This is a genomic window from Lysinibacillus sphaericus (assembly GCF_015844675.1).
In the GTDB taxonomy this organism is placed as follows: domain Bacteria; phylum Bacillota; class Bacilli; order Bacillales_A; family Planococcaceae; genus Lysinibacillus; species Lysinibacillus sphaericus_E.
The window spans coordinates 1-18,759 of record NZ_LDGC01000054.1; the positions used below are offsets into that span (position 1 = coordinate 1).

Consider the following 18,759-nt stretch of genomic DNA (forward strand, 5'->3'; position numbering starts at 1 on the left):
GGGAGGACCATCTCCCAAGGCTAAATACTACCTAGTGACCGATAGTGAACCAGTACCGTGAGGGAAAGGTGAAAAGCACCCCGGAAGGGGAGTGAAAGAGATCCTGAAACCGTGTGCCTACAAGTAGTTAGAGCCCGTTAATGGGTGATAGCGTGCCTTTTGTAGAATGAACCGGCGAGTTACGATTACGTGCGAGGTTAAGCTTTAGAAGGCGGAGCCGCAGCGAAAGCGAGTCTGAATAGGGCGAATTAGTACGTGGTCGTAGACCCGAAACCAGGTGATCTACCCATGTCCAGGGTGAAGGTGAGGTAACACTTACTGGAGGCCCGAACCCACGCACGTTGAAAAGTGCGGGGATGAGGTGTGGGTAGCGGAGAAATTCCAATCGAACTTGGAGATAGCTGGTTCTCTCCGAAATAGCTTTAGGGCTAGCCTCGTGATGAGAATACTGGAGGTAGAGCACTGTTTGGACTAGGGGGCCATCCCGGTTTACCGAATTCAGACAAACTCCGAATGCCAGATATTTATACACGGGAGTCAGACTGCGAGTGATAAGATCCGTAGTCAAAAGGGAAACAGCCCAGACCACCAGCTAAGGTCCCAAAGTAATCGTTAAGTGGAAAAGGATGTGGCGTTGCACAGACAACCAGGATGTTGGCTTAGAAGCAGCCATCATTTAAAGAGTGCGTAATAGCTCACTGGTCGAGTGACGCTGCGCCGAAAATGTATCGGGGCTAAACGATTCACCGAAGCTGTGGATTGACATCTACGATGTCAGTGGTAGGAGAGCGTTCTAAGTGCGTTGAAGTCAGATCGGAAGGACTGGTGGAGCGCTTAGAAGTGAGAATGCCGGTATGAGTAGCGAAAGACGGGTGAGAATCCCGTCCACCGTATGACTAAGGTTTCCTGAGGAAGGCTCGTCCGCTCAGGGTTAGTCGGGACCTAAGCCGAGGCCGATAGGCGTAGGCGATGGACAACAGGTTGATATTCCTGTACCACCTCCTCACCGTTTGAGAAATGGGGGGACGCAGTAGGATAGGGTAAGCGCGCTGTTGGTTATGCGCGTCCAAGCAGTAAGGCGTGTGTGTAGGCAAATCCGCACACTGTAACGTTGAGCTGTGATGGCGAGTCCGTATGGACGAAGTTCCTGATTTCACACTGCCAAGAAAAGCCTCTATCGAGGTGAGAGGTGCCCGTACCGCAAACCGACACAGGTAGTCGAGGAGAGAATCCTAAGGTGTGCGAGAGAACTCTCGTTAAGGAACTCGGCAAAATGACCCCGTAACTTCGGGAGAAGGGGTGCTCTTGAGCGTGCAAGCGCATGAGAGCCGCAGTGAATAGGCCCAGGCGACTGTTTAGCAAAAACACAGGTCTCTGCAAAACCGTAAGGTGACGTATAGGGGCTGACGCCTGCCCGGTGCTGGAAGGTTAAGAGGAGTGGTTAGCGCAAGCGAAGCTGCGAATTGAAGCCCCAGTAAACGGCGGCCGTAACTATAACGGTCCTAAGGTAGCGAAATTCCTTGTCGGGTAAGTTCCGACCCGCACGAAAGGCGTAACGATCTGGGCACTGTCTCAACGAGAGACTCGGTGAAATTATAGTACCTGTGAAGATGCAGGTTACCCGCGACAGGACGGAAAGACCCCGTGGAGCTTTACTGTAGCCTGATATTGAATTTTGGTACAACTTGTACAGGATAGGTAGGAGCCAGAGATCTCGGAGCGCCAGCTTCGAAGGAGGCGTCGGTGGGATACTACCCTGGTTGTATTGAAATTCTAACCCATGCCCCTTAGCGGGGCAGGAGACAGTGTCAGGCGGACAGTTTGACTGGGGCGGTCGCCTCCTAAAAGGTAACGGAGGCGCCCAAAGGTTCCCTCAGAATGGTTGGAAATCATTCGTAGAGTGTAAAGGCACAAGGGAGCTTGACTGCGAGACCTACAAGTCGAGCAGGGTCGAAAGACGGGCTTAGTGATCCGGTGGTTCCGCATGGAAGGGCCATCGCTCAACGGATAAAAGCTACCCCGGGGATAACAGGCTTATCTCCCCCAAGAGTCCACATCGACGGGGAGGTTTGGCACCTCGATGTCGGCTCATCGCATCCTGGGGCTGTAGTCGGTCCCAAGGGTTGGGCTGTTCGCCCATTAAAGCGGTACGCGAGCTGGGTTCAGAACGTCGTGAGACAGTTCGGTCCCTATCCGTCGTGGGCGTAGGAAATTTGAGAGGAGCTGTCCTTAGTACGAGAGGACCGGGATGGACACACCGCTGGTGTACCAGTTGTCTTGCCAAAGGCATCGCTGGGTAGCTATGTGTGGACGGGATAAGTGCTGAAAGCATCTAAGCATGAAGCCCCCCTCAAGATGAGATTTCCCATTACGCAAGTAAGTAAGATCCCTCAAAGACGATGAGGTAGATAGGTTCGAGGTGGAAGTGTGGTGACACATGGAGCTGACGAATACTAATCGATCGAGGACTTAACCAAAATGTTTGAAACATTCAATGCACCGTTTATCCAGTTTTGAAAGAATAATTAATTCTTTCATATGTCTAGTGATGATGGCAAAGAGGTCACACCCGTTCCCATACCGAACACGGAAGTTAAGCTCTTTAGCGCCGATGGTAGTTGGGGGCTTCCCCCTGTGAGAGTAGGACGTCGCTAGGCGCAAAAAGTCGTTGCTGATAATCTCAGTAGTGGCTTTTTTTATATCCAGAAGAATATTAAATAAAAGCAATATATAAAGGAGGCATTTCACCAATCACTTGGTAGAAATACCTCCTTTCTTTATTTTATACAGTTGCTGCTCGTAGCTCTATACGACGAATCTTTCCAGAAGTTGTCTTTGGTAGCTCATCGATAAAGACAATGCTTCGAGGATATTTATAAGGTGCTGTTAATGCTTTAACATGCTCCTGTAGTTCTTTTGTTAACTCGTCCTCATCACGATCTCTGAAGCCTTCTCGTAAGATGACAAAGGCTTTAACAATATGTCCTCTAATTTCATCTGGTGCTGCGACTACAGCACATTCTTGTACAGCTTCATGTTTATTTAAAGCATCCTCTACCTCAAATGGCCCAATTGTATAGCCTGATGAAATAATGATGTCATCTCCTCGGCCTTCAAACCAGAAGTAGCCGTCTTCATCGCATTTAGCTTGGTCACCAGTAATATACCAATCTCCACGGAAGGCAGCTTGTGTACGTTCAGGCTCACGATAGTACTCTTTAAATAGAGCAGGAGATGATTTATGTACTGCAATATCTCCAACTTCGCCAATTGGTGCCTCGTTACCCTCATGATCAATGATACGAACAATATTGCCTGGAGTAGGAACACCCATTGAACCAGGACGTAATTCAGAATTTTCGAGCGTGCCTATTAATAAAGTATTTTCCGTTTGGCCATAGCCATCGCGCACTTTAAGACCAAAGTTGTTCATAAATGTTTCGATCACTGGTCGATTTAACGGCTCACCAGCAGAAACAGCGCTACGTAGTGATGATAGATTATAGTCTTTTAAATTATCAAGCTTCGCCATAATGCGATATTCTGTTGGAGTACAGCATAATACATTGACTTTCTCATCCTGAAGCAGTTGAAGGTATGTTTTTGCATCAAATCCTCCATGGTATACAAATGCAGTCGCGCCCAGCATAATAGTCGATAAAAATGGACTCCAAATCCATTTTTGCCACCCTGGAGCTGCCGTAGCCCAAACTAGATCACCTTCACGTACACCAAGCCACCCTGAAGCCGCTGTTCTAATATGCGCATATCCCCAACCGTGCGAATGAACAGCTCCTTTTGGTTTACCAGTCGTGCCTGATGTATAAGAAAGAAATGCCATATCATCTCTTTTCGTTGCAGCTGCTTTAAATGTATCTGGCTGTGCACTAGCCAATTCATTTAAAGATGTCCAATCACCTGTAGCAGAACCTATAACTAATTTATTATTTAAAGCGTCTACTGAAGAAGTAATACGATCTACTTCACTAGTGAACACTTCATAGGCAATCACTGCCTTTGCAGAAGAGTGCTCCATACGATATTCTAAATCACTTGCACGTAACATTTCTGAGCATGAAATAGGAACAATTCCAGCCTTTAGACATCCAAGAAAGACAAAATAAGCTTCAGGCAGACGTGGAATAATAACTAATACGCGATCACCTTTTTGAAGCCCCTTCTTCGTTAAGACATTCGCGTATTGATTCATTTTTTGAACAAGTTCAACATAGGAAACCGTTCGTCGCTCCTGTTGAGGATTTAGCCATCGTATTGCTAGTCGATCACTATCTTGAGAAAATTTCTCCAATTCCTCTGTAATGTTATAGAATTCTGGTGCAATTAAATCGTTTGTTACCATGTGAACATTCCTCCCCCAAACAAATTTAATAGAAAATTCGTAAAACTAACTTTATTTTATCAATTACAATAATATACAGCAAGAATATTCTGTACATAAAATAGAAATATTAGATTTAATAGAGAACTATTAGGATTTTAGTTAATGTGCAGGAATGCTTCGACAAAAAATATAAAAATTTTCACAATAAGTATTGCATAATTTATAATGCTTGATATAATAATAAATGTACTTGGGAGGTTTTTAAAAACCGAATTGAATAGTATTGTTCCGAAGTAGCTCAGTTGGTAGTAGCACCTGACTGTTAATCAGGTTGTCGCAGGTTCGAGTCCTGCCTTCGGAGCCATTTTTTTGCCCATTTATATAATGATGATGTTATACATATAAAAAAGCACAAAAAATTTTAAAAAAGTATTGCATCGAACGTGAGAAAATGTTATTATAATTATTGTCTTGTTCGAGACATCTGAAATGGCCCCTTGGTCAAGTGGTTAAGACACCGCCCTTTCACGGCGGTAACACGGGTTCGAATCCCGTAGGGGTCACCATTTTCAAAGCTTTGTAGTAATGCGAAGGCTAAAAAAGAAAATTAACTGTGAAGAAATAAACACCTGATTCTATGGAGGATTAGCTCAGCTGGGAGAGCATCTGCCTTACAAGCAGAGGGTCGGCGGTTCGAGCCCGTCATCCTCCACCATAATGTGTTATTTCGGAGGGGTAGCGAAGTGGCTAAACGCGGCGGACTGTAAATCCGCTCCTTAGGGTTCGGCGGTTCGAATCCGTCCCCCTCCACCAGTTTTTTATATATGATTGGGGTATAGCCAAGCGGTAAGGCAACGGATTTTGATTCCGTCATGCCTAGGTTCGAATCCTAGTACCCCAGCCATTTATATTCTTTTGAGCCATTAGCTCAGTTGGTAGAGCATCTGACTTTTAATCAGAGGGTCGAAGGTTCGAGTCCTTCATGGCTCACTTTTATAGAATAAAACGTATTCAAAAGTGTAACATTAACTACAGATACTAATCTCTTGCTGAAAACAGCAGGAGATTTTTTTATGCTCTTTTTAACTCCTTACTGATACTAGACGCCGAAGCATAATTAATTGTATAAATATTCATGCAATTGTTAGGTTGAGCCATGTAGGATATAGGCTATACAATAGACTTACAAGTTAAAGGGGGTATAAAAAAATGAATAAACTAAATATTTCTATTATTGGAGTGCCGACAGATTATGGGCAAACTCGTAGAGGGGTAGATATGGGTCCGAGTGCCATCCGTTACGCAGGTGTTGTAGAGCGCTTAGAGGCAGTTGGGCATGTAGTATATGATCAAGGGGATATACGTGTTAGTCAAAAACAAGAAAGTACAATTGTTGATAAACAGCTATTAAATTTAGAGGAAGTTATTGATGTGAGTACATCTTTGGCTAATAGTGTGAGTAAGGCGTTGGAACAAAAGGAGTTTCCACTTGTACTTGGTGGCGACCATAGCATTGCTATAGGTACACTCGCTGGGCTTGGTGAGCATTATAAAAATTTAGGTGTTATTTGGTTTGATGCGCATGCTGACCTTAACACGCCTGAAACGACACCTTCTGGTAATATACATGGCATGCCGTTAGCTGTTAGCATTGGGCTTGGTCATGAACGCTTAGTGAAAATTCGTAATAATATACCAAAAATTAAACCTGAAAACGTCATTATTATTGGAGCACGTTCCGTAGATCCAGGAGAACGTGAATTAATTAGTCAGCAAGGAATCAAGGTGTATACAATGCATGAGGTAGATCGTCTCGGAATGACGCGTGTAATGGAAGATGCGCTTTCCTATTTAAGAGCGCGTGATATAGATGGCTTGCATTTATCACTTGATTTAGATGGGTTAGATCCACTTTATACTCCTGGGGTTGGGACGCCTGTACCTGGTGGGATTACGTATCGAGAAAGCCATTTGGCGATGGAAATGCTTCAAGAATCGGGTATGTTAACATCTGCTGAATTTGTTGAGGTTAATCCGATATTAGATGAAAAGAACAGAACTGCTGATGTTGCAGTAGCATTGATGGGTTCCTTATTTGGTGAAACCTTAGTTTAAAGATATTTGACAAAAAATTGCCTATTGCCACAATGTATAAAAATCTTTTGCTATAATTAATAATAAAATGAAACTTTTCTTATCGATGGGTCGTATAGTATAAGACAGTTGTAAAGGTGGAGAAATCAACACAATGGATGCGTTAGTAAACAAGAGAATAAAACAAGTGCTTAAAGGCGATCAAAACGCATTTGCAGATATTGTGAGTCTCTATCAGCACAAACTGTACCAAGTATGCTATAGGATGTTAGGGAACAAGCAAGAATCTGAAGATATTACACAAGAAGCGTTTGTTCGTGCTTATATGAATTTGCATACTTTTGATCAGAAAAGAAAATTTTCGACGTGGCTTTATCGCATAGCGACAAACCTTTGTATAGACCGAATCCGGAAGAAAAAGCCGGATTACTATTTAGATGCGGAAGTAGCTGGTACAGAAGGGCTTGATATGTATTCGCAGATCGCAGCAGATGACCAGCTACCAGAGGAACAGATCGAGCAAATGGAACTGCAAGATCGCATTCAATATGAGATTGGACGTTTGCCGGATAAATACCGTTCAGTTATAGTATTGAAATATATTGAAGAATTATCATTACAGGAAATTAGCGAGATTTTAGATATGCCTCTTGGAACGGTGAAAACGAGGATTCACCGCGGACGTGAAGCATTACGTAAGCAATTAAACAATCTGTAGGAGGGGGAGCGTCATGAATACTTGTCCAGAGCATATTATAGACTATATCCATGATTATTTAGATGGTGACATTAGTCGTGAGCATGAGCAAGAGTTGAAACGCCATTTGCATACATGCAATGATTGTAAACTATTGATGCAGGAATTAAGTGAAACAATCGCCTTTGTGAAGAGTGCTTCCCACATTACAGCACCTCCGCATTTTGAAGAAGCCGTCATGGCTCGTTTACCGAAACCCAAAAGTCGTGTAGGCATGCAAAAATGGATTCGCCGGCATCCATTCTTTGTGGCAGCAGCAGTTTTTTGTTTATTCATGAGTGCAACTTTACTAGGTAGTTTCATGGATGATCAACATTTCTCTGTGACTAAACAGCCAAACCTTGTTGTTGAAGGTCAAACGGTCATTGTACCGGAGGGAGAAGTTGTAAGAGGCGACATTGTTGTTAAAAATGGTGATTTAATTGTTGAAGGTGAAGTGGATGGCAATGTTACCGTTATTAACGGACAGTATATGGCATCTTCGGCAGTTGTTTCAGGAAAAATAGAAGAAATTGACGAAGTATTTGAATGGCTTTGGTATACGATTAAAAGTTCGGTAAAGTCTGCTGTAACATTCGAGGAGAACCAAGCAACTAAATAACACTCTATACGTCCTAATAGATAGTGCACGTGAGAGGCTGAAAGGTCTACTCTTTTGAGTAGACTTTTTATTTGAAAAAAGTTACATTTGTTAAGAATGTGCTATACTTAAATGTGTATGGATTCGCAATGAAAAGTGGGGGATGCCACGTGCAAATTATCGAACATTTCGCTAATTTAACACCTGTGAATATTGTTATTAACTTATTAGATGTACTGCTCGTATGGTACGTTATTTATAAAATTTTAACCCTCATTAAAGGTACGAAGGCTGTCCAATTATTAAAAGGAATATTCGTAATTATTATTGCGCGCCTTGCTACAGAATTTTTGGGGTTAGAAACGTTAGGGTGGATGTTACAACAAGTTATCGATTTCGGTTTCTTGGCGGTTATTATCATTTTCCAACCTGAAATAAGACGCGGTCTTGAACAAATTGGTAGAGGGAAGTTATTCCAACGTTCAATTAATCAAGTTGAGGAAGAACAAACAAGGCTTATTGAGGCGATGAAGAAATCTGTTAGTTATATGGCCAAACGTCGTATAGGGGCGTTAATTTCTATTGAAAAAGAAACTGGTCTAAATGAATATATCGAAACGGGCATAGGACTAAATTCCGAAATTTCATCGGAGTTACTTATTAACATTTTTATACCTAATACACCGCTTCATGATGGAGCAGTGATTATGCAGAAAGATAAAATATCGGCAGCAGCTTGTTATTTACCACTTTCTGAGAGTCCATTTATCTCTAAAGAGCTTGGGACACGCCACCGAGCTGCACTCGGCTTAAGTGAAGTGACAGATGCCATAACTATTGTCGTATCAGAAGAAACCGGTGCCATTAGTCTTACAATGAATGGTAATCTACATCGAAATCTTTCTCTAGAGGAATTCGAAGGACTGTTACGTAAAATGTGGTTCGGATTAGCACAGGAGTCAAATGCAGCCTCTAAGTTAACTTGGAGGGGGAAAAAGAATGGATAAAATGATGGATAGCCCTTGGGTGTTACGAATCGTCGCACTATTTTTAGCCTTTTTGTTATTTTTCTCCGTTCGTACCGAATTATCTCCTAAAAGTAAAACAATATCGAGCGAGCAAACAGAGGTAATTCGAGAAGTACCTGTAGATGTGTTTTATGATGATAAGAACCTCATTGTTACAGGTATACCTAAGACGGTGGATGTTACGATAAAAGGTCCGATGCCACTTGTAATGAAAACAAAGGCAACGAAGGATTTTTCTGTATTTGTGGATTTGAGTAAATTACTTATAGGTGAACATAAAGTTAACCTACAATACCAAAACATTTCTGATAAGTTGCAAGTTACATTTGACCCTGAGACTATTAAGGTCAATATTGAGGAAAAAGTAACACAGGAGTTTCGAGTTGACCCTGAGATGAGTAATCGTTTACTTGAAGAAGGGTATATTTTAAATAGTATGACTGCTAATCCAGCTACGGTGTATGTTACAGGTGCCAAAAGTGCAATTGAAAGAATTAGCTATGTAAAAGCTACTGTAACGGGTGAACAAGGCTTGAAAGAATCGTTCTCACAGGTAGCAGCAGTTCAAGTACTAGATCGTGATTTAAATAAGCTAGACGTTACGATTGAACCAGCAACTGTGAAGGTACAAGTAGATATTGGAGCATACAGCAGGGAGTTGCCTTTAGTGCTTAAGGAAGTAGGGAAAGTGGCAAATGGTATTTCTGTTAACCAATTAACATTTAGCCCTACAATGGTGAGGGTATACGGTAGGAAATCTATCCTAGATAGTTTAACTGTCATACCAATAGAGGTTGACTTATCAAAGATTACAGAATCAAAAACTTATGAATTTGATGTGAAATTACCAGAAGGTGTGACAAAAATATCTGAATCAAGGATTAAAGTGAAAGCGGACGTTACGAAGGTAGAGCAGGAGAAAACAACAACGACAACAACAACTACTAACCCTCCTGATCCTACACCTACTCCACCGCCTACACCTACACCTACTCCACCACCTAATAAGGAGGAACCGGACACTCCTTCTGAGGACAACACGCCACCAACAGAAAAAACAGAAGATGTTGATTCTTAAACAATAACTGACTATAATTTTATTTTGATTCAGTAGAGATTTCGTTCTCTATCGGTAGGGTGTCATTTTCGGTTTGAAACATGAACGAAAAAGGTTGCTCGGGCTAAAATCAAAATACCGTATGCTCAATTATCTTCGCTGATTCCGAATAAATGGGCGTAAGGGTAAAATGCATAGTTACCAGAAAATGAACGAAAATAGACTTTTCCAAAAGTAAGCAGACGAGTGATCTAGTTGTCAGTGTAGACAAGCGTGACCACCGTCTTGCATTGAAGGAGAGAATAATCAAAATGGGTAAATATTTTGGAACAGATGGCGTCCGTGGCGTCGCGAATAGTGAATTAACACCGGAGTTTGCATTTAAGCTTGGCCGCGTAGGTGGCTACGTTTTAACGAAGGATGCAACGGACCGTCCAAAGGTTTTAATCGGTCGTGACACACGCATTTCAGGTGAAATGCTTGAAGGTGCACTTGTAGCTGGTCTTTTATCAATCGGCGTGGAGGTAATGCGTCTTGGTGTTATTTCAACACCAGGTGTGGCTTACCTTACTCGAATTATGAGCGCAAATGCAGGCGTTATGATTTCAGCTTCACATAACCCAGTTGCTGATAATGGTATTAAATTTTTCGGCCCTGATGGTTTTAAACTAACAGATGCGCAAGAGGCCGAAATCGAAGCAATATTAGACGCACAAGAAGATACATTGCCACGTCCAATTGGGGCAGATTTAGGTTCAGTTAGTGACTACTTCGAGGGTGGACAAAAATATATTCAATATTTAAAGCAAACAGTGACTGAAGAATTTGAGGGCATCCATGTAGCATTAGATTGTGCACATGGCGCTACGTCTTCACTAGCTACTCACCTATTTGCAGATTTAGAAGCGGATATCTCAACGATGGGTGCCTCACCAACAGGCTTAAATATTAATGAAGGTGTCGGTTCAACACATCCAGAAGGATTAGCTAAATTTGTCACAGAAAAAAGTGCTGACGTTGGTTTAGCATTCGATGGTGATGGTGACCGTTTAATCGCAGTAGATGAAAACGGTAAAATTGTTGATGGTGATCAAATTATGTTCATCATTGGTAAGCATTTAAATACAGTTGGTCGCTTGAAAAAGCAAACAATCGTGTCAACGGTTATGAGTAACATGGGCTTCTACAAAGCTGTTGAAGATAACGATATGCACAGTGTACAAACAGCTGTAGGTGATCGTTATGTCGTAGAAGAAATGCGTGCTAATGATTATAATTTAGGTGGCGAACAATCTGGTCATATTGTTTTCCTAGACTATAATACAACTGGTGATGGCTTATTAACGGGTATTCAGCTTGTTAACATTATGAAATCTACAGGTAAAAAACTGTCAGAGCTTGCTTCTGAAATGAAAATTTTCCCACAGCGTTTAGTCAACGTACGTGTAACAGACAAGCATGCTGTGACGGAAAATACAAAAGTTGCTGCAGTAATCGCTGAGGTAGAAGCAGGTATGGCTGGTAACGGTCGCGTGCTAGTGCGTCCTTCTGGTACTGAGCCACTTGTACGAGTAATGGTAGAAGCTGCGACAGAAGAAGACTGCGAGCGTTACGTAGAGCGTATAGCAGATGTTGTACGTACTGAAATGGGCTTAACGGAATAAATAGTTTAGCTTCATTCAGTAGGTGATAAACACCCACTGAATGAAGCTAAAGTCTTCGGCGGATGTCACAGATTTTGAATTGTGCAGGCACAATTAAAATCCAGACGGAATTACGCCAAGGCGAAATTTATCAACAACTCGATTTCCTTTTCAAAGGAAGTCGGGTTTTTTTATTAGGCTTAGAAAAGTGACGGATAAAACGATTTTGTGTTTCAAGTATTGAAAGAGCCTCCCGACGAAATGAATGTTTTCAAAGAGAATGGGAACAGTAGTACAGAGTCACAATGACAAGGAGTGTTGTATTGCAATGGCTAAAATTGCTACGGTAATTACTAATATGTTCGAGGACGCCGAATTCACGAGTCCTAAAGGAGCATTAGAAGCGGCAGGTCATGAACTAATAACGATTGATACGACAGCGGGCATAGAGGTAGAAGGTAAGCACGGAGAGAAAGTAAAAATTGATAGAGGCATCGATGAGGTAACGGCTTCTGAATTTGATGCATTGTTCATCCCAGGTGGGTTTTCTCCTGATATATTACGTGTAGATGATCGTGTTGTGGCATTTGTAAAGGAGTTTATGGACGAAATGAAGCCAACCTTTGCTATTTGTCATGGACCACAATTACTCATTACAGCAAAAACATTAAATGGTCGTGACGCAACTGGTTACAAATCCATTCGAGTAGACTTAGAAAATGCAGGTGCAATATTTCATGACGAGGAAGTGTTTGTTTGCCAAAAACAATTAGTCACAAGTCGTACACCGGAGGATCTACCAGCGTTTAATCGAGAAATTGTGAAATTATTAGAGCGTGAAGAAGGCTAAGCATACAAGGCACAAGTAAATGCTTGTGCCCTGTATGTTAAATTTAATTAGGACAGTCCTACTTCTTTTTCAACGCGATAATCGCATTGGTAATTTGTCCAAGTCCGATACCAATGATAATGCCAACGCCAGCGCCGATTGCAGTATTAATCCAGCCCCGGTCCAAGAAAGCTTCATAGCCACCGCCAGTTAGAAAGCCGATTAAACCGCCGATACCCAATCCTAAAAATAGAAAACCACCATAAAACAACCCGATCGCCTCATAATCTGCAGGGTCACGATCTTCGTAATACTGCTGGAAACGTTCATTTAAATCCTCAGATTGCTCAGATTTACTGGCAAATTTCAATTCCTCGCTTGCCTTATGAAAGGCTTCTTGCTCCGTTAAACCTTGTGACATTAAATCATTCATATAATCGCTCATATATAACATCATGTCGTCCTGTGCTTCTCGACCTTGATCGGAACGCCCTTTAAACTTGGATAGTTGCTTGTCAATCTTACGTTTAGTTTGCCCACTTTTTTTGCGCAGCTTTTCCATATAGGTCATTTCAGCGTCTTGCAAATAGTTCTGAGATTGTTCTTTCGCAAAACGATTAATTCTTTCTTGAATTTCACGACTAAAGCTCATGATTGTTCCCTCCATTATTTCTTAAAATTTCAATACGACTACTTAAAAAATCCCATTTAGCCCAGAAGGACATTAATTTTTCTTGCCCTTGTTCATTAAGCGTATAAAATTTCCTTGGTGGACCCATTTCAGATGGCTTTTTGACAATATTGACAAGACGGTTTCTCTCCAAACGCATAAGTAACGAATAAACAGTTCCTTCGGCTATGCCCTCAAACCCCATTTGCGTGAGATGTTTGACAATCTCATAACCATAGATTTCACCACGGCTGATGATTTCTAATACAATACCTTCTAAAACTCCTTTGAGCATTTCACTCAGATTATCCATGATCTCACCCCCAGGCTAAGCTTCACCTGTACTAAGTGTTGCTAAGTACTGTATATAGTATTGCTAAGTAGTGGTTTTGTCAAACGAAATTAATTATGCCTCGGCATAATTATGACCAGATTCGGCTTTGTGTTTAGGCAAGCAAGAGGGAATGGAAAAAACATCATATATTTAATAGGAATTTCAAGATAATGCTTTATAGCAGATTGTTTGTCTACACTTTGTCACTAAAAAGTAGGATAAATAGGTGTTTTTTATAACGAAAATTTGACGTATAGCATATGATTGAGTATGATGGAGAAGTTGAATATGAGGTCCGACCTTATCATTTAACGAGAGCGCATAGGAGGGAAGTACGCGCAAAATCGGAAAAACAATTATAGCGCCTGAGCTGAAGAAATTGGACGAAGCTAACTTCAGCAGACGAGGTGGAGGTTTATCGAAAATTCGGCGGATGCCTCCCGATCGACATACCCGATTGTCACTTTTCATTTTGAAAACATTTGAGTGATTGAATGTACAGAAAATGGAGAAGGTATAGTTAAAGCAATAGATAAATAGATAATCTCACGTATCGAATGGTACTATTCAGATGGCTGAATGAGTGTTAAGAATATGTATGTATTAGTTACGCTTATTTTATTTAAAAATAAGTATAGCTTTTACATTCATAAAAAATTCGATAGGTTGAGGTCTAATTTGTCATTGCGTCAAATTGACGATATCGGAGGACAAGAAATTTATGTGTGGAATTGTAGGATATATTGGTGAAACAGATGCAAAGGAAATCTTATTAAAAGGTTTAGAGAAACTAGAGTACCGTGGTTATGACTCAGCAGGTATTGCAGTACGTAATGAAGATGGAGTAACAGTCTTCAAAGAAAAAGGACGTATTGCTGATTTACGTGATGCAGTAGACGAGGACGTTGCTGCAAAAGTTGGTATTGGTCATACACGTTGGGCAACTCACGGTGTGCCAAACCGTCTGAATGCACATCCTCATCAAAGTGCATCAGGACGTTTTACTTTAGTACACAACGGAGTTATTGAAAACTATCATTTATTACAAAAAACATATTTAAAAGGTATCCCGATGAAATCTGATACAGACACAGAAGTCATCGTGCAATTAGTAGAGCTATTTGTAAAAGAAGGTTTAAGTACAACTGAGGCGTTCCGTAAAACTTTATCTTTATTACACGGCTCATACGCATTAGCTCTTTTAGATGCAGAAGCGGCTGATACAATTTTCGTTGCGAAAAACAAATCACCACTTTTAGTAGGTGTTGGTGAAGGCTTCAATGTAGTAGCTTCAGATGCAATGGCGATGCTACAAGTAACAGATCAATATGTAGAGTTACACGACAAAGAGGTCGTAATCGTACACAAAGCTAGCGTTGAAATTACAAAATTAGACGGTTCATTAGTAGAGCGCGCACCATACAAAGCAGAGCTTGATATGAGCGATATTGAAAAAGGTACGTACCCTCACTATATGTTAAAAGAAATGGATGAACAGCCAACAGTTATTCGTAAAATCATTCAAGCATACGAAGGCGAGAATGGCGATTTAACAATTGACGCAAATATTTTAGAAGCATTACGAGCAGCAGACCGTCTATATATTATTGCAGCCGGCACAAGCTATCATGCAGGTCTAATTGGTAAGCAATATTTCGAAAAAATGGCTGGTATTCCAGTGGAAGTTCATATTTCAAGTGAATTTGGCTACAATATGCCATTACTTTCAGAAAAACCATTGTTTATTTTTATTACACAATCAGGTGAAACAGCAGATAGCCGCCAAGTACTTGTGAAAATTAAAGAGCTTGGTTATACAACATTAACAATTACAAATGTACCTGGCTCTACACTATCACGTGAGGCGGATCATACGCTTTTATTACATGCAGGCCCAGAAATTGCAGTAGCTTCTACAAAAGCATATGTAGCACAGGTAGCTGTACTTGCTGTAACAGCATATGTAACGGCGAAAGCTAATGGCAAAGGCTTAGAATTCGATTTAAAACAAGAACTTGCGATTGCAGCAAATGGTATCCAAACAATTATCGATTCAAAAGATGTATTAGAGGATATCGCAGAGGACTACTTAAAAATCGCACGCAACGCATTCTTCATCGGTCGTAACATCGACTTCTATGTAAGCCTTGAGGGTGCCTTGAAGCTAAAAGAAATCTCTTACATTCAAGCAGAAGGCTTCGCAGGTGGCGAGCTAAAACACGGAACAATTGCCTTAATCGAAGAAGGTACACCAGTGTTTGCCCTTGTCACACAAGAAGCAGTTTCATTAAATATCCGTGGTAATGTTAAAGAGGTAGCTGCACGTGGAGCATATCCATGCATTATTGCCATGGCTGGAGTAGATGAAGACGGGGACCGTTTAGTAATCCCTCAAGTTCATGAATACCTAACACCACTTGTATCTGTAGTGCCATTACAGTTAATTAGCTATTACGCAGCACTACACCGCCGCTGTGATGTGGATAAACCACGTAACTTGGCTAAATCAGTGACGGTTGAGTAATTTTATGTAGCTACAGGCTTGTTAGTATAGCTTTTTAATAAAGATTGATTATTTATAATAAAGATTGATTAAAATCATCTCTCCTCTGTATATTTCTTAGAGGTTAGATGATTTTTTTATTGGATATTTGTGTTGATGTGATTGTAAAGATTGTGAAGAAATGTACTTAAACTAACGGTGCAGGATAGTTGTGCGAAATGTTTCTAGTTTAAATTGAGAATGGTCACATTACTCAGGTAAAGGCTAGACAGTTCCTTTCGGAACTGAAGGGTTATATCGAAGAATCAAATGATGAGGTAACGCTCGGAAGGGTTCTCTCTTAGTCGAATAGCACTGGATTTAGTAAGAATGATTGTGTTATAAGCTCGGTGAAAAGGCGTGAGAAATTACCGTACCAGGTCCGCTGACGAAAGCCTACTCGAGGGAGTGGTGTAATTCATGATGCTTGAGTTGAATGAATATGGTGAGAATGCAAATAAACCGAAAAGAAATGGTTAAGCTGACGAACTTCTGAATGTACGGGTCTAGAACTGCGATACATAGAAATGTGTATATCACCAAATTGTGAGGTTAGATGTGGGTGAGTAAGACTAACTAATATGAAAATCCATGATACGTTACAGGCGTATGTATCTAACAGGCTTAGAGGAAGCACCTAAGTTCATTCTATAATAGATATAATTCAACGTTTTAAGCTGATAACGTGGAGGGCTTACTCCCCTAAGAAACGTTGACAAGGAAAGCAATAATGATACTAGTTACTGTATAACTTGCCTTTATATCAGTGAAAGTGGTGGCACAGTACCAATGAAGTGTCTAATCCACATGGAGGGATAGCCACTAGACTAATAAAGATTTATTCAACCAAGTAAGGCAGTTCTTTATCGATTAATAAGGTTCTTGTGAGACTAATAGAGGTTTAACTCCAAAAGGAGTCACCGACTTATTGAAACGGAAGAAACTGAGACACAATGAGTATTATAGTATGCAAGATTGTTTTGATACACTCTACGCTCAAAGTGTTTGTGGTCATCATTTCTATAACTTAACAGAATTAATGAGTTCTAAGGATAATATACGTCTTGCCTACCGAAACATCAAAAGAAATACAGGTAGCAAAACTGCGGGAATCGATAAATTAACAATTAATGATATTCTGCATTTACCAGTTGTAGATGTAATAGCTAAAGTTCAAGGTATGTTCAAATGGTATGAACCACAACCAGTTAGACGGGTTTTCATTCCAAAAGGAGTAGATAAAACTAGACCTTTAGGGATACCGACGATATGGGATAGAATTTTTCAACAATGTGTACTGCAAATTTTAGAGCCAATCTGTGAAGCTAAATTCCATAAACATAGTTATGGTTTTAGACCAAATCGCAACACTCATCATGCCAAAGCTAGACTTGAATTTCTCATTAACCAATCTGGACTACATTATTGTGTTGACGTAGATATTAAAGGTTTCTTCGATAATGTAAATCATAGCAAACTTTTAAAACAAATGTGGTCAATAGGCATTAGGGATAAATCCCTTCTTTCTATTATATCTAGGTTATTAAAAGCAGAGATTGTAGGAGAAGGTATTCCTACAAAAGGAACACCGCAAGGTGGTATTCTTTCACCTTTATTATCTAACATTGTGTTAAATGAATTGGATTGGTGGGTTAGTGACCAATGGGAAACATTTGAAAGCAATTATACGTATTCGACTAATGGTAGTAAGTATCAGCAATTAAAGAAATCGAGTTTGAAAGAGTGTTTTATTGTCCGTTATGCGGATGATTTTAAGGTGATGTGCCGAACAAGGTCACAGGCAATTAAAATAAATTATGCATTAAAAGAATTCTTGAAAAAGAGATTACACTTGGAGACGAGTGAAGAAAAATCAAAGGTCGTGAACTTAAAGAAAAACTCTTCAGAGTTTCTAGGATTTACAATAAAAGCCATAAGAAAAGGTAAGACCAGATTTGGTTTCGTAGCAAAGTCTGATATGTCAAAAAAGGCTAAAGCAAATGCCTTTCAAAAGATTAAAGAAGCGATAAAAGTAATCAAGAGAAAACCCTGCATTCAGACCGTTTGGAATTTTAATACCGTTGTAATGGGTATCCAAAACTATTACTCAGCTGCAACTCAAATTACAATTAACTTGAATGAGTTAAATCTATATCTACGCAAGACGTTATACAATCAACTAAAGAATATTCGAACAGAGGCAAGTTTTCATGAGATGTCAAAGACATTACAGAAGCGATACAAAGGATATAAGTCCAAACTATTTAAAATACAAAATATGGTCTTTGTCCCCATCCATGCGCAACGATGGAGAAAAACACTTGGTTTCTCCCAAGTGATATGTAACTATACTGCCGAAGGCAGAGCAAAAATTCACAATAGCCTAAAGGCTATCAATAAAAATACGCTTTCTTACGTCATGAGAAACTACATTCCAAACAGATCTATTGAATATAACGACAACAGAATAAGTAAGTTTATTGCCCAGTATGGCAAATGTGCAATTTTAGGTGAAGAATTAGGTATTATCGACTGGCATTGTCATCATATTAATCCTTTTCACATTTCAAAAGATGATAGCTACTCAAATTTAATAGTTTTGAATAAGGCTATACATCAACTTATACATTTGAAAGACAAAGTAAAAATTGAAAAGTTCCTAAAAGCTGTAAAGCTTACAAATAAGCAATTAGAAAAAGTAAATAACTTACGACTGAAATGTAACAATGAAATAATCTAACTTTGGAAAATCTTCACTCGGCTGCTTAAAACATAGAAAGAATAAATTGGATTAGTTGGAACGCCGTATGCGGTGAAAGTCGCACGTACGGTGTGAACAGGGGGAAAAGCCAGCGATAACTTCAAAGGCTTACCTATCTGTAT

12 protein-coding genes, 6 tRNA genes and 2 rRNA genes are annotated in these 18,759 nt (G+C 40.3%); 17 read left to right on the forward strand and 3 right to left on the reverse strand.

Going from position 1 to position 18,759, the window contains the following annotated elements:
- Nucleotides 1-2,477 (forward strand): 23S ribosomal RNA (locus ABE34_RS13930); the annotation flags it as partial.
- A gap of 64 nt (nucleotides 2,478-2,541) precedes the next feature.
- Nucleotides 2,542-2,657: ribosomal RNA gene (gene rrf / locus ABE34_RS13935) — 5S ribosomal RNA — on the forward strand.
- Nucleotides 2,658-2,782: 125 nt separating this feature from the next.
- On the opposite strand, the gene mbcS is transcribed toward rrf, so the two are convergent.
- Nucleotides 2,783-4,360: an acyl-CoA synthetase MbcS gene (gene mbcS / locus ABE34_RS13940; RefSeq protein ID WP_197143157.1), complete on the reverse strand. Its 1,578-nt coding sequence runs from the start codon at nucleotides 4,358-4,360 to the stop codon at nucleotides 2,783-2,785.
- 269 nt (nucleotides 4,361-4,629) lie between these two features.
- Between mbcS and ABE34_RS13945 the strand changes: the two genes are divergently transcribed.
- The 13 genes from ABE34_RS13945 (at nucleotide 4,630) to ABE34_RS14005 (ending at nucleotide 12,351) form a co-directional block, all read left to right on the forward strand.
- A tRNA-Asn gene (locus ABE34_RS13945) sits at nucleotides 4,630-4,706 on the forward strand.
- A gap of 127 nt (nucleotides 4,707-4,833) precedes the next feature.
- Nucleotides 4,834-4,908, forward strand: a tRNA-Glu gene (locus ABE34_RS13950).
- Nucleotides 4,909-4,981: 73 nt separating this feature from the next.
- A tRNA-Val gene (locus tag ABE34_RS13955) sits at nucleotides 4,982-5,057 on the forward strand.
- Nucleotides 5,058-5,071: 14 nt separating this feature from the next.
- Nucleotides 5,072-5,155 (forward strand) — tRNA-Tyr (locus ABE34_RS13960).
- 16 nt (nucleotides 5,156-5,171) lie between these two features.
- Nucleotides 5,172-5,246 (forward strand) — tRNA-Gln (locus ABE34_RS13965).
- Between the two features lie 13 nt (nucleotides 5,247-5,259).
- Nucleotides 5,260-5,332: transfer RNA gene (locus ABE34_RS13970), tRNA-Lys, on the forward strand.
- A 219-nt stretch (nucleotides 5,333-5,551) separates the two neighbouring features.
- On the forward strand, nucleotides 5,552-6,457 hold the full coding sequence (gene rocF, locus ABE34_RS13975) for an arginase (RefSeq protein ID WP_197143158.1): 906 nt from the start codon (nucleotides 5,552-5,554) through the stop codon (nucleotides 6,455-6,457).
- 133 nt (nucleotides 6,458-6,590) lie between these two features.
- Nucleotides 6,591-7,154, forward strand: a complete 564-nt coding sequence (gene sigW / locus ABE34_RS13980; RefSeq protein WP_197143159.1) for an RNA polymerase sigma factor SigW — start codon at nucleotides 6,591-6,593, stop codon at nucleotides 7,152-7,154.
- Nucleotides 7,155-7,167: 13 nt separating this feature from the next.
- Nucleotides 7,168-7,794, forward strand: a complete 627-nt coding sequence (locus tag ABE34_RS13985) for an anti-sigma factor family protein (RefSeq protein ID WP_197143160.1) — start codon at nucleotides 7,168-7,170, stop codon at nucleotides 7,792-7,794.
- Nucleotides 7,795-7,943: 149 nt separating this feature from the next.
- The gene (cdaA, locus tag ABE34_RS13990) at nucleotides 7,944-8,780 is read left to right on the forward strand and encodes a diadenylate cyclase CdaA (protein WP_197143161.1); all 837 of its coding nucleotides are present in this window, start codon (nucleotides 7,944-7,946) and stop codon (nucleotides 8,778-8,780) included.
- The gene (locus ABE34_RS13995) at nucleotides 8,773-9,879 is read left to right on the forward strand and encodes a CdaR family protein (RefSeq protein WP_197143162.1); all 1,107 of its coding nucleotides are present in this window, start codon (nucleotides 8,773-8,775) and stop codon (nucleotides 9,877-9,879) included. Before cdaA ends, ABE34_RS13995 begins: the two co-directional genes overlap by 8 nt.
- Nucleotides 9,880-10,169: 290 nt before the next feature.
- The gene (glmM, locus tag ABE34_RS14000) at nucleotides 10,170-11,522 is read left to right on the forward strand and encodes a phosphoglucosamine mutase (RefSeq protein WP_197143163.1); all 1,353 of its coding nucleotides are present in this window, start codon (nucleotides 10,170-10,172) and stop codon (nucleotides 11,520-11,522) included.
- Between the two features lie 307 nt (nucleotides 11,523-11,829).
- Nucleotides 11,830-12,351 (forward strand): type 1 glutamine amidotransferase domain-containing protein, encoded by a 522-nt coding sequence (locus ABE34_RS14005; RefSeq protein ID WP_197143164.1) that lies wholly within the window; start codon nucleotides 11,830-11,832, stop codon nucleotides 12,349-12,351.
- A 58-nt stretch (nucleotides 12,352-12,409) separates the two neighbouring features.
- Here ABE34_RS14005 and ABE34_RS14010 read toward each other — a convergent pair whose 3' ends face one another.
- The gene (locus ABE34_RS14010) at nucleotides 12,410-12,982 is read right to left on the reverse strand and encodes a hypothetical protein (protein WP_241747078.1); all 573 of its coding nucleotides are present in this window, start codon (nucleotides 12,980-12,982) and stop codon (nucleotides 12,410-12,412) included.
- Nucleotides 12,972-13,313: a PadR family transcriptional regulator gene (locus ABE34_RS14015; protein WP_197143166.1), complete on the reverse strand. Its 342-nt coding sequence runs from the start codon at nucleotides 13,311-13,313 to the stop codon at nucleotides 12,972-12,974. The genes ABE34_RS14010 and ABE34_RS14015 overlap by 11 nt, the downstream gene beginning before the upstream one ends.
- A gap of 742 nt (nucleotides 13,314-14,055) precedes the next feature.
- Here ABE34_RS14015 and glmS point away from each other — a divergent pair.
- Nucleotides 14,056-15,858, forward strand: a complete 1,803-nt coding sequence (gene glmS, locus ABE34_RS14020) for a glutamine--fructose-6-phosphate transaminase (isomerizing) (RefSeq protein WP_197143167.1) — start codon at nucleotides 14,056-14,058, stop codon at nucleotides 15,856-15,858.
- Nucleotides 15,859-16,843: 985 nt separating this feature from the next.
- Nucleotides 16,844-18,616: a group II intron reverse transcriptase/maturase gene (ltrA, locus tag ABE34_RS14025; RefSeq protein ID WP_197139928.1), complete on the forward strand. Its 1,773-nt coding sequence runs from the start codon at nucleotides 16,844-16,846 to the stop codon at nucleotides 18,614-18,616.
- Nucleotides 18,617-18,759: the final 143 nt, after the last annotated feature.

Excerpts from the sequence above, each read along its gene's own strand:
- ABE34_RS14010 (WP_241747078.1), bottom strand. The coding sequence starts at position 12,982 with ATGAGCTTTAGTCGTGAAATTCAAGAAAGAATTAATCGTTTTGCGAAA.
- ABE34_RS13985 (WP_197143160.1), top strand. The coding sequence starts at position 7,168 with ATGAATACTTGTCCAGAGCATATTATAGACTATATCCATGATTATTTA.
- mbcS (WP_197143157.1), bottom strand. The coding sequence starts at position 4,360 with ATGGTAACAAACGATTTAATTGCACCAGAATTCTATAACATTACAGAG.
- rocF (WP_197143158.1), top strand. The coding sequence starts at position 5,552 with ATGAATAAACTAAATATTTCTATTATTGGAGTGCCGACAGATTATGGG.
- glmS (WP_197143167.1), top strand. The coding sequence starts at position 14,056 with ATGTGTGGAATTGTAGGATATATTGGTGAAACAGATGCAAAGGAAATC.
- ABE34_RS14005 (WP_197143164.1), top strand. The coding sequence starts at position 11,830 with ATGGCTAAAATTGCTACGGTAATTACTAATATGTTCGAGGACGCCGAA.
- glmM (WP_197143163.1), top strand. The coding sequence starts at position 10,170 with ATGGGTAAATATTTTGGAACAGATGGCGTCCGTGGCGTCGCGAATAGT.
- sigW (WP_197143159.1), top strand. The coding sequence starts at position 6,591 with ATGGATGCGTTAGTAAACAAGAGAATAAAACAAGTGCTTAAAGGCGAT.
- ABE34_RS13995 (WP_197143162.1), top strand. The coding sequence starts at position 8,773 with ATGGATAAAATGATGGATAGCCCTTGGGTGTTACGAATCGTCGCACTA.
- ABE34_RS14015 (WP_197143166.1), bottom strand. The coding sequence starts at position 13,313 with ATGGATAATCTGAGTGAAATGCTCAAAGGAGTTTTAGAAGGTATTGTA.
- ltrA (WP_197139928.1), top strand. The coding sequence starts at position 16,844 with ATGCAAGATTGTTTTGATACACTCTACGCTCAAAGTGTTTGTGGTCAT.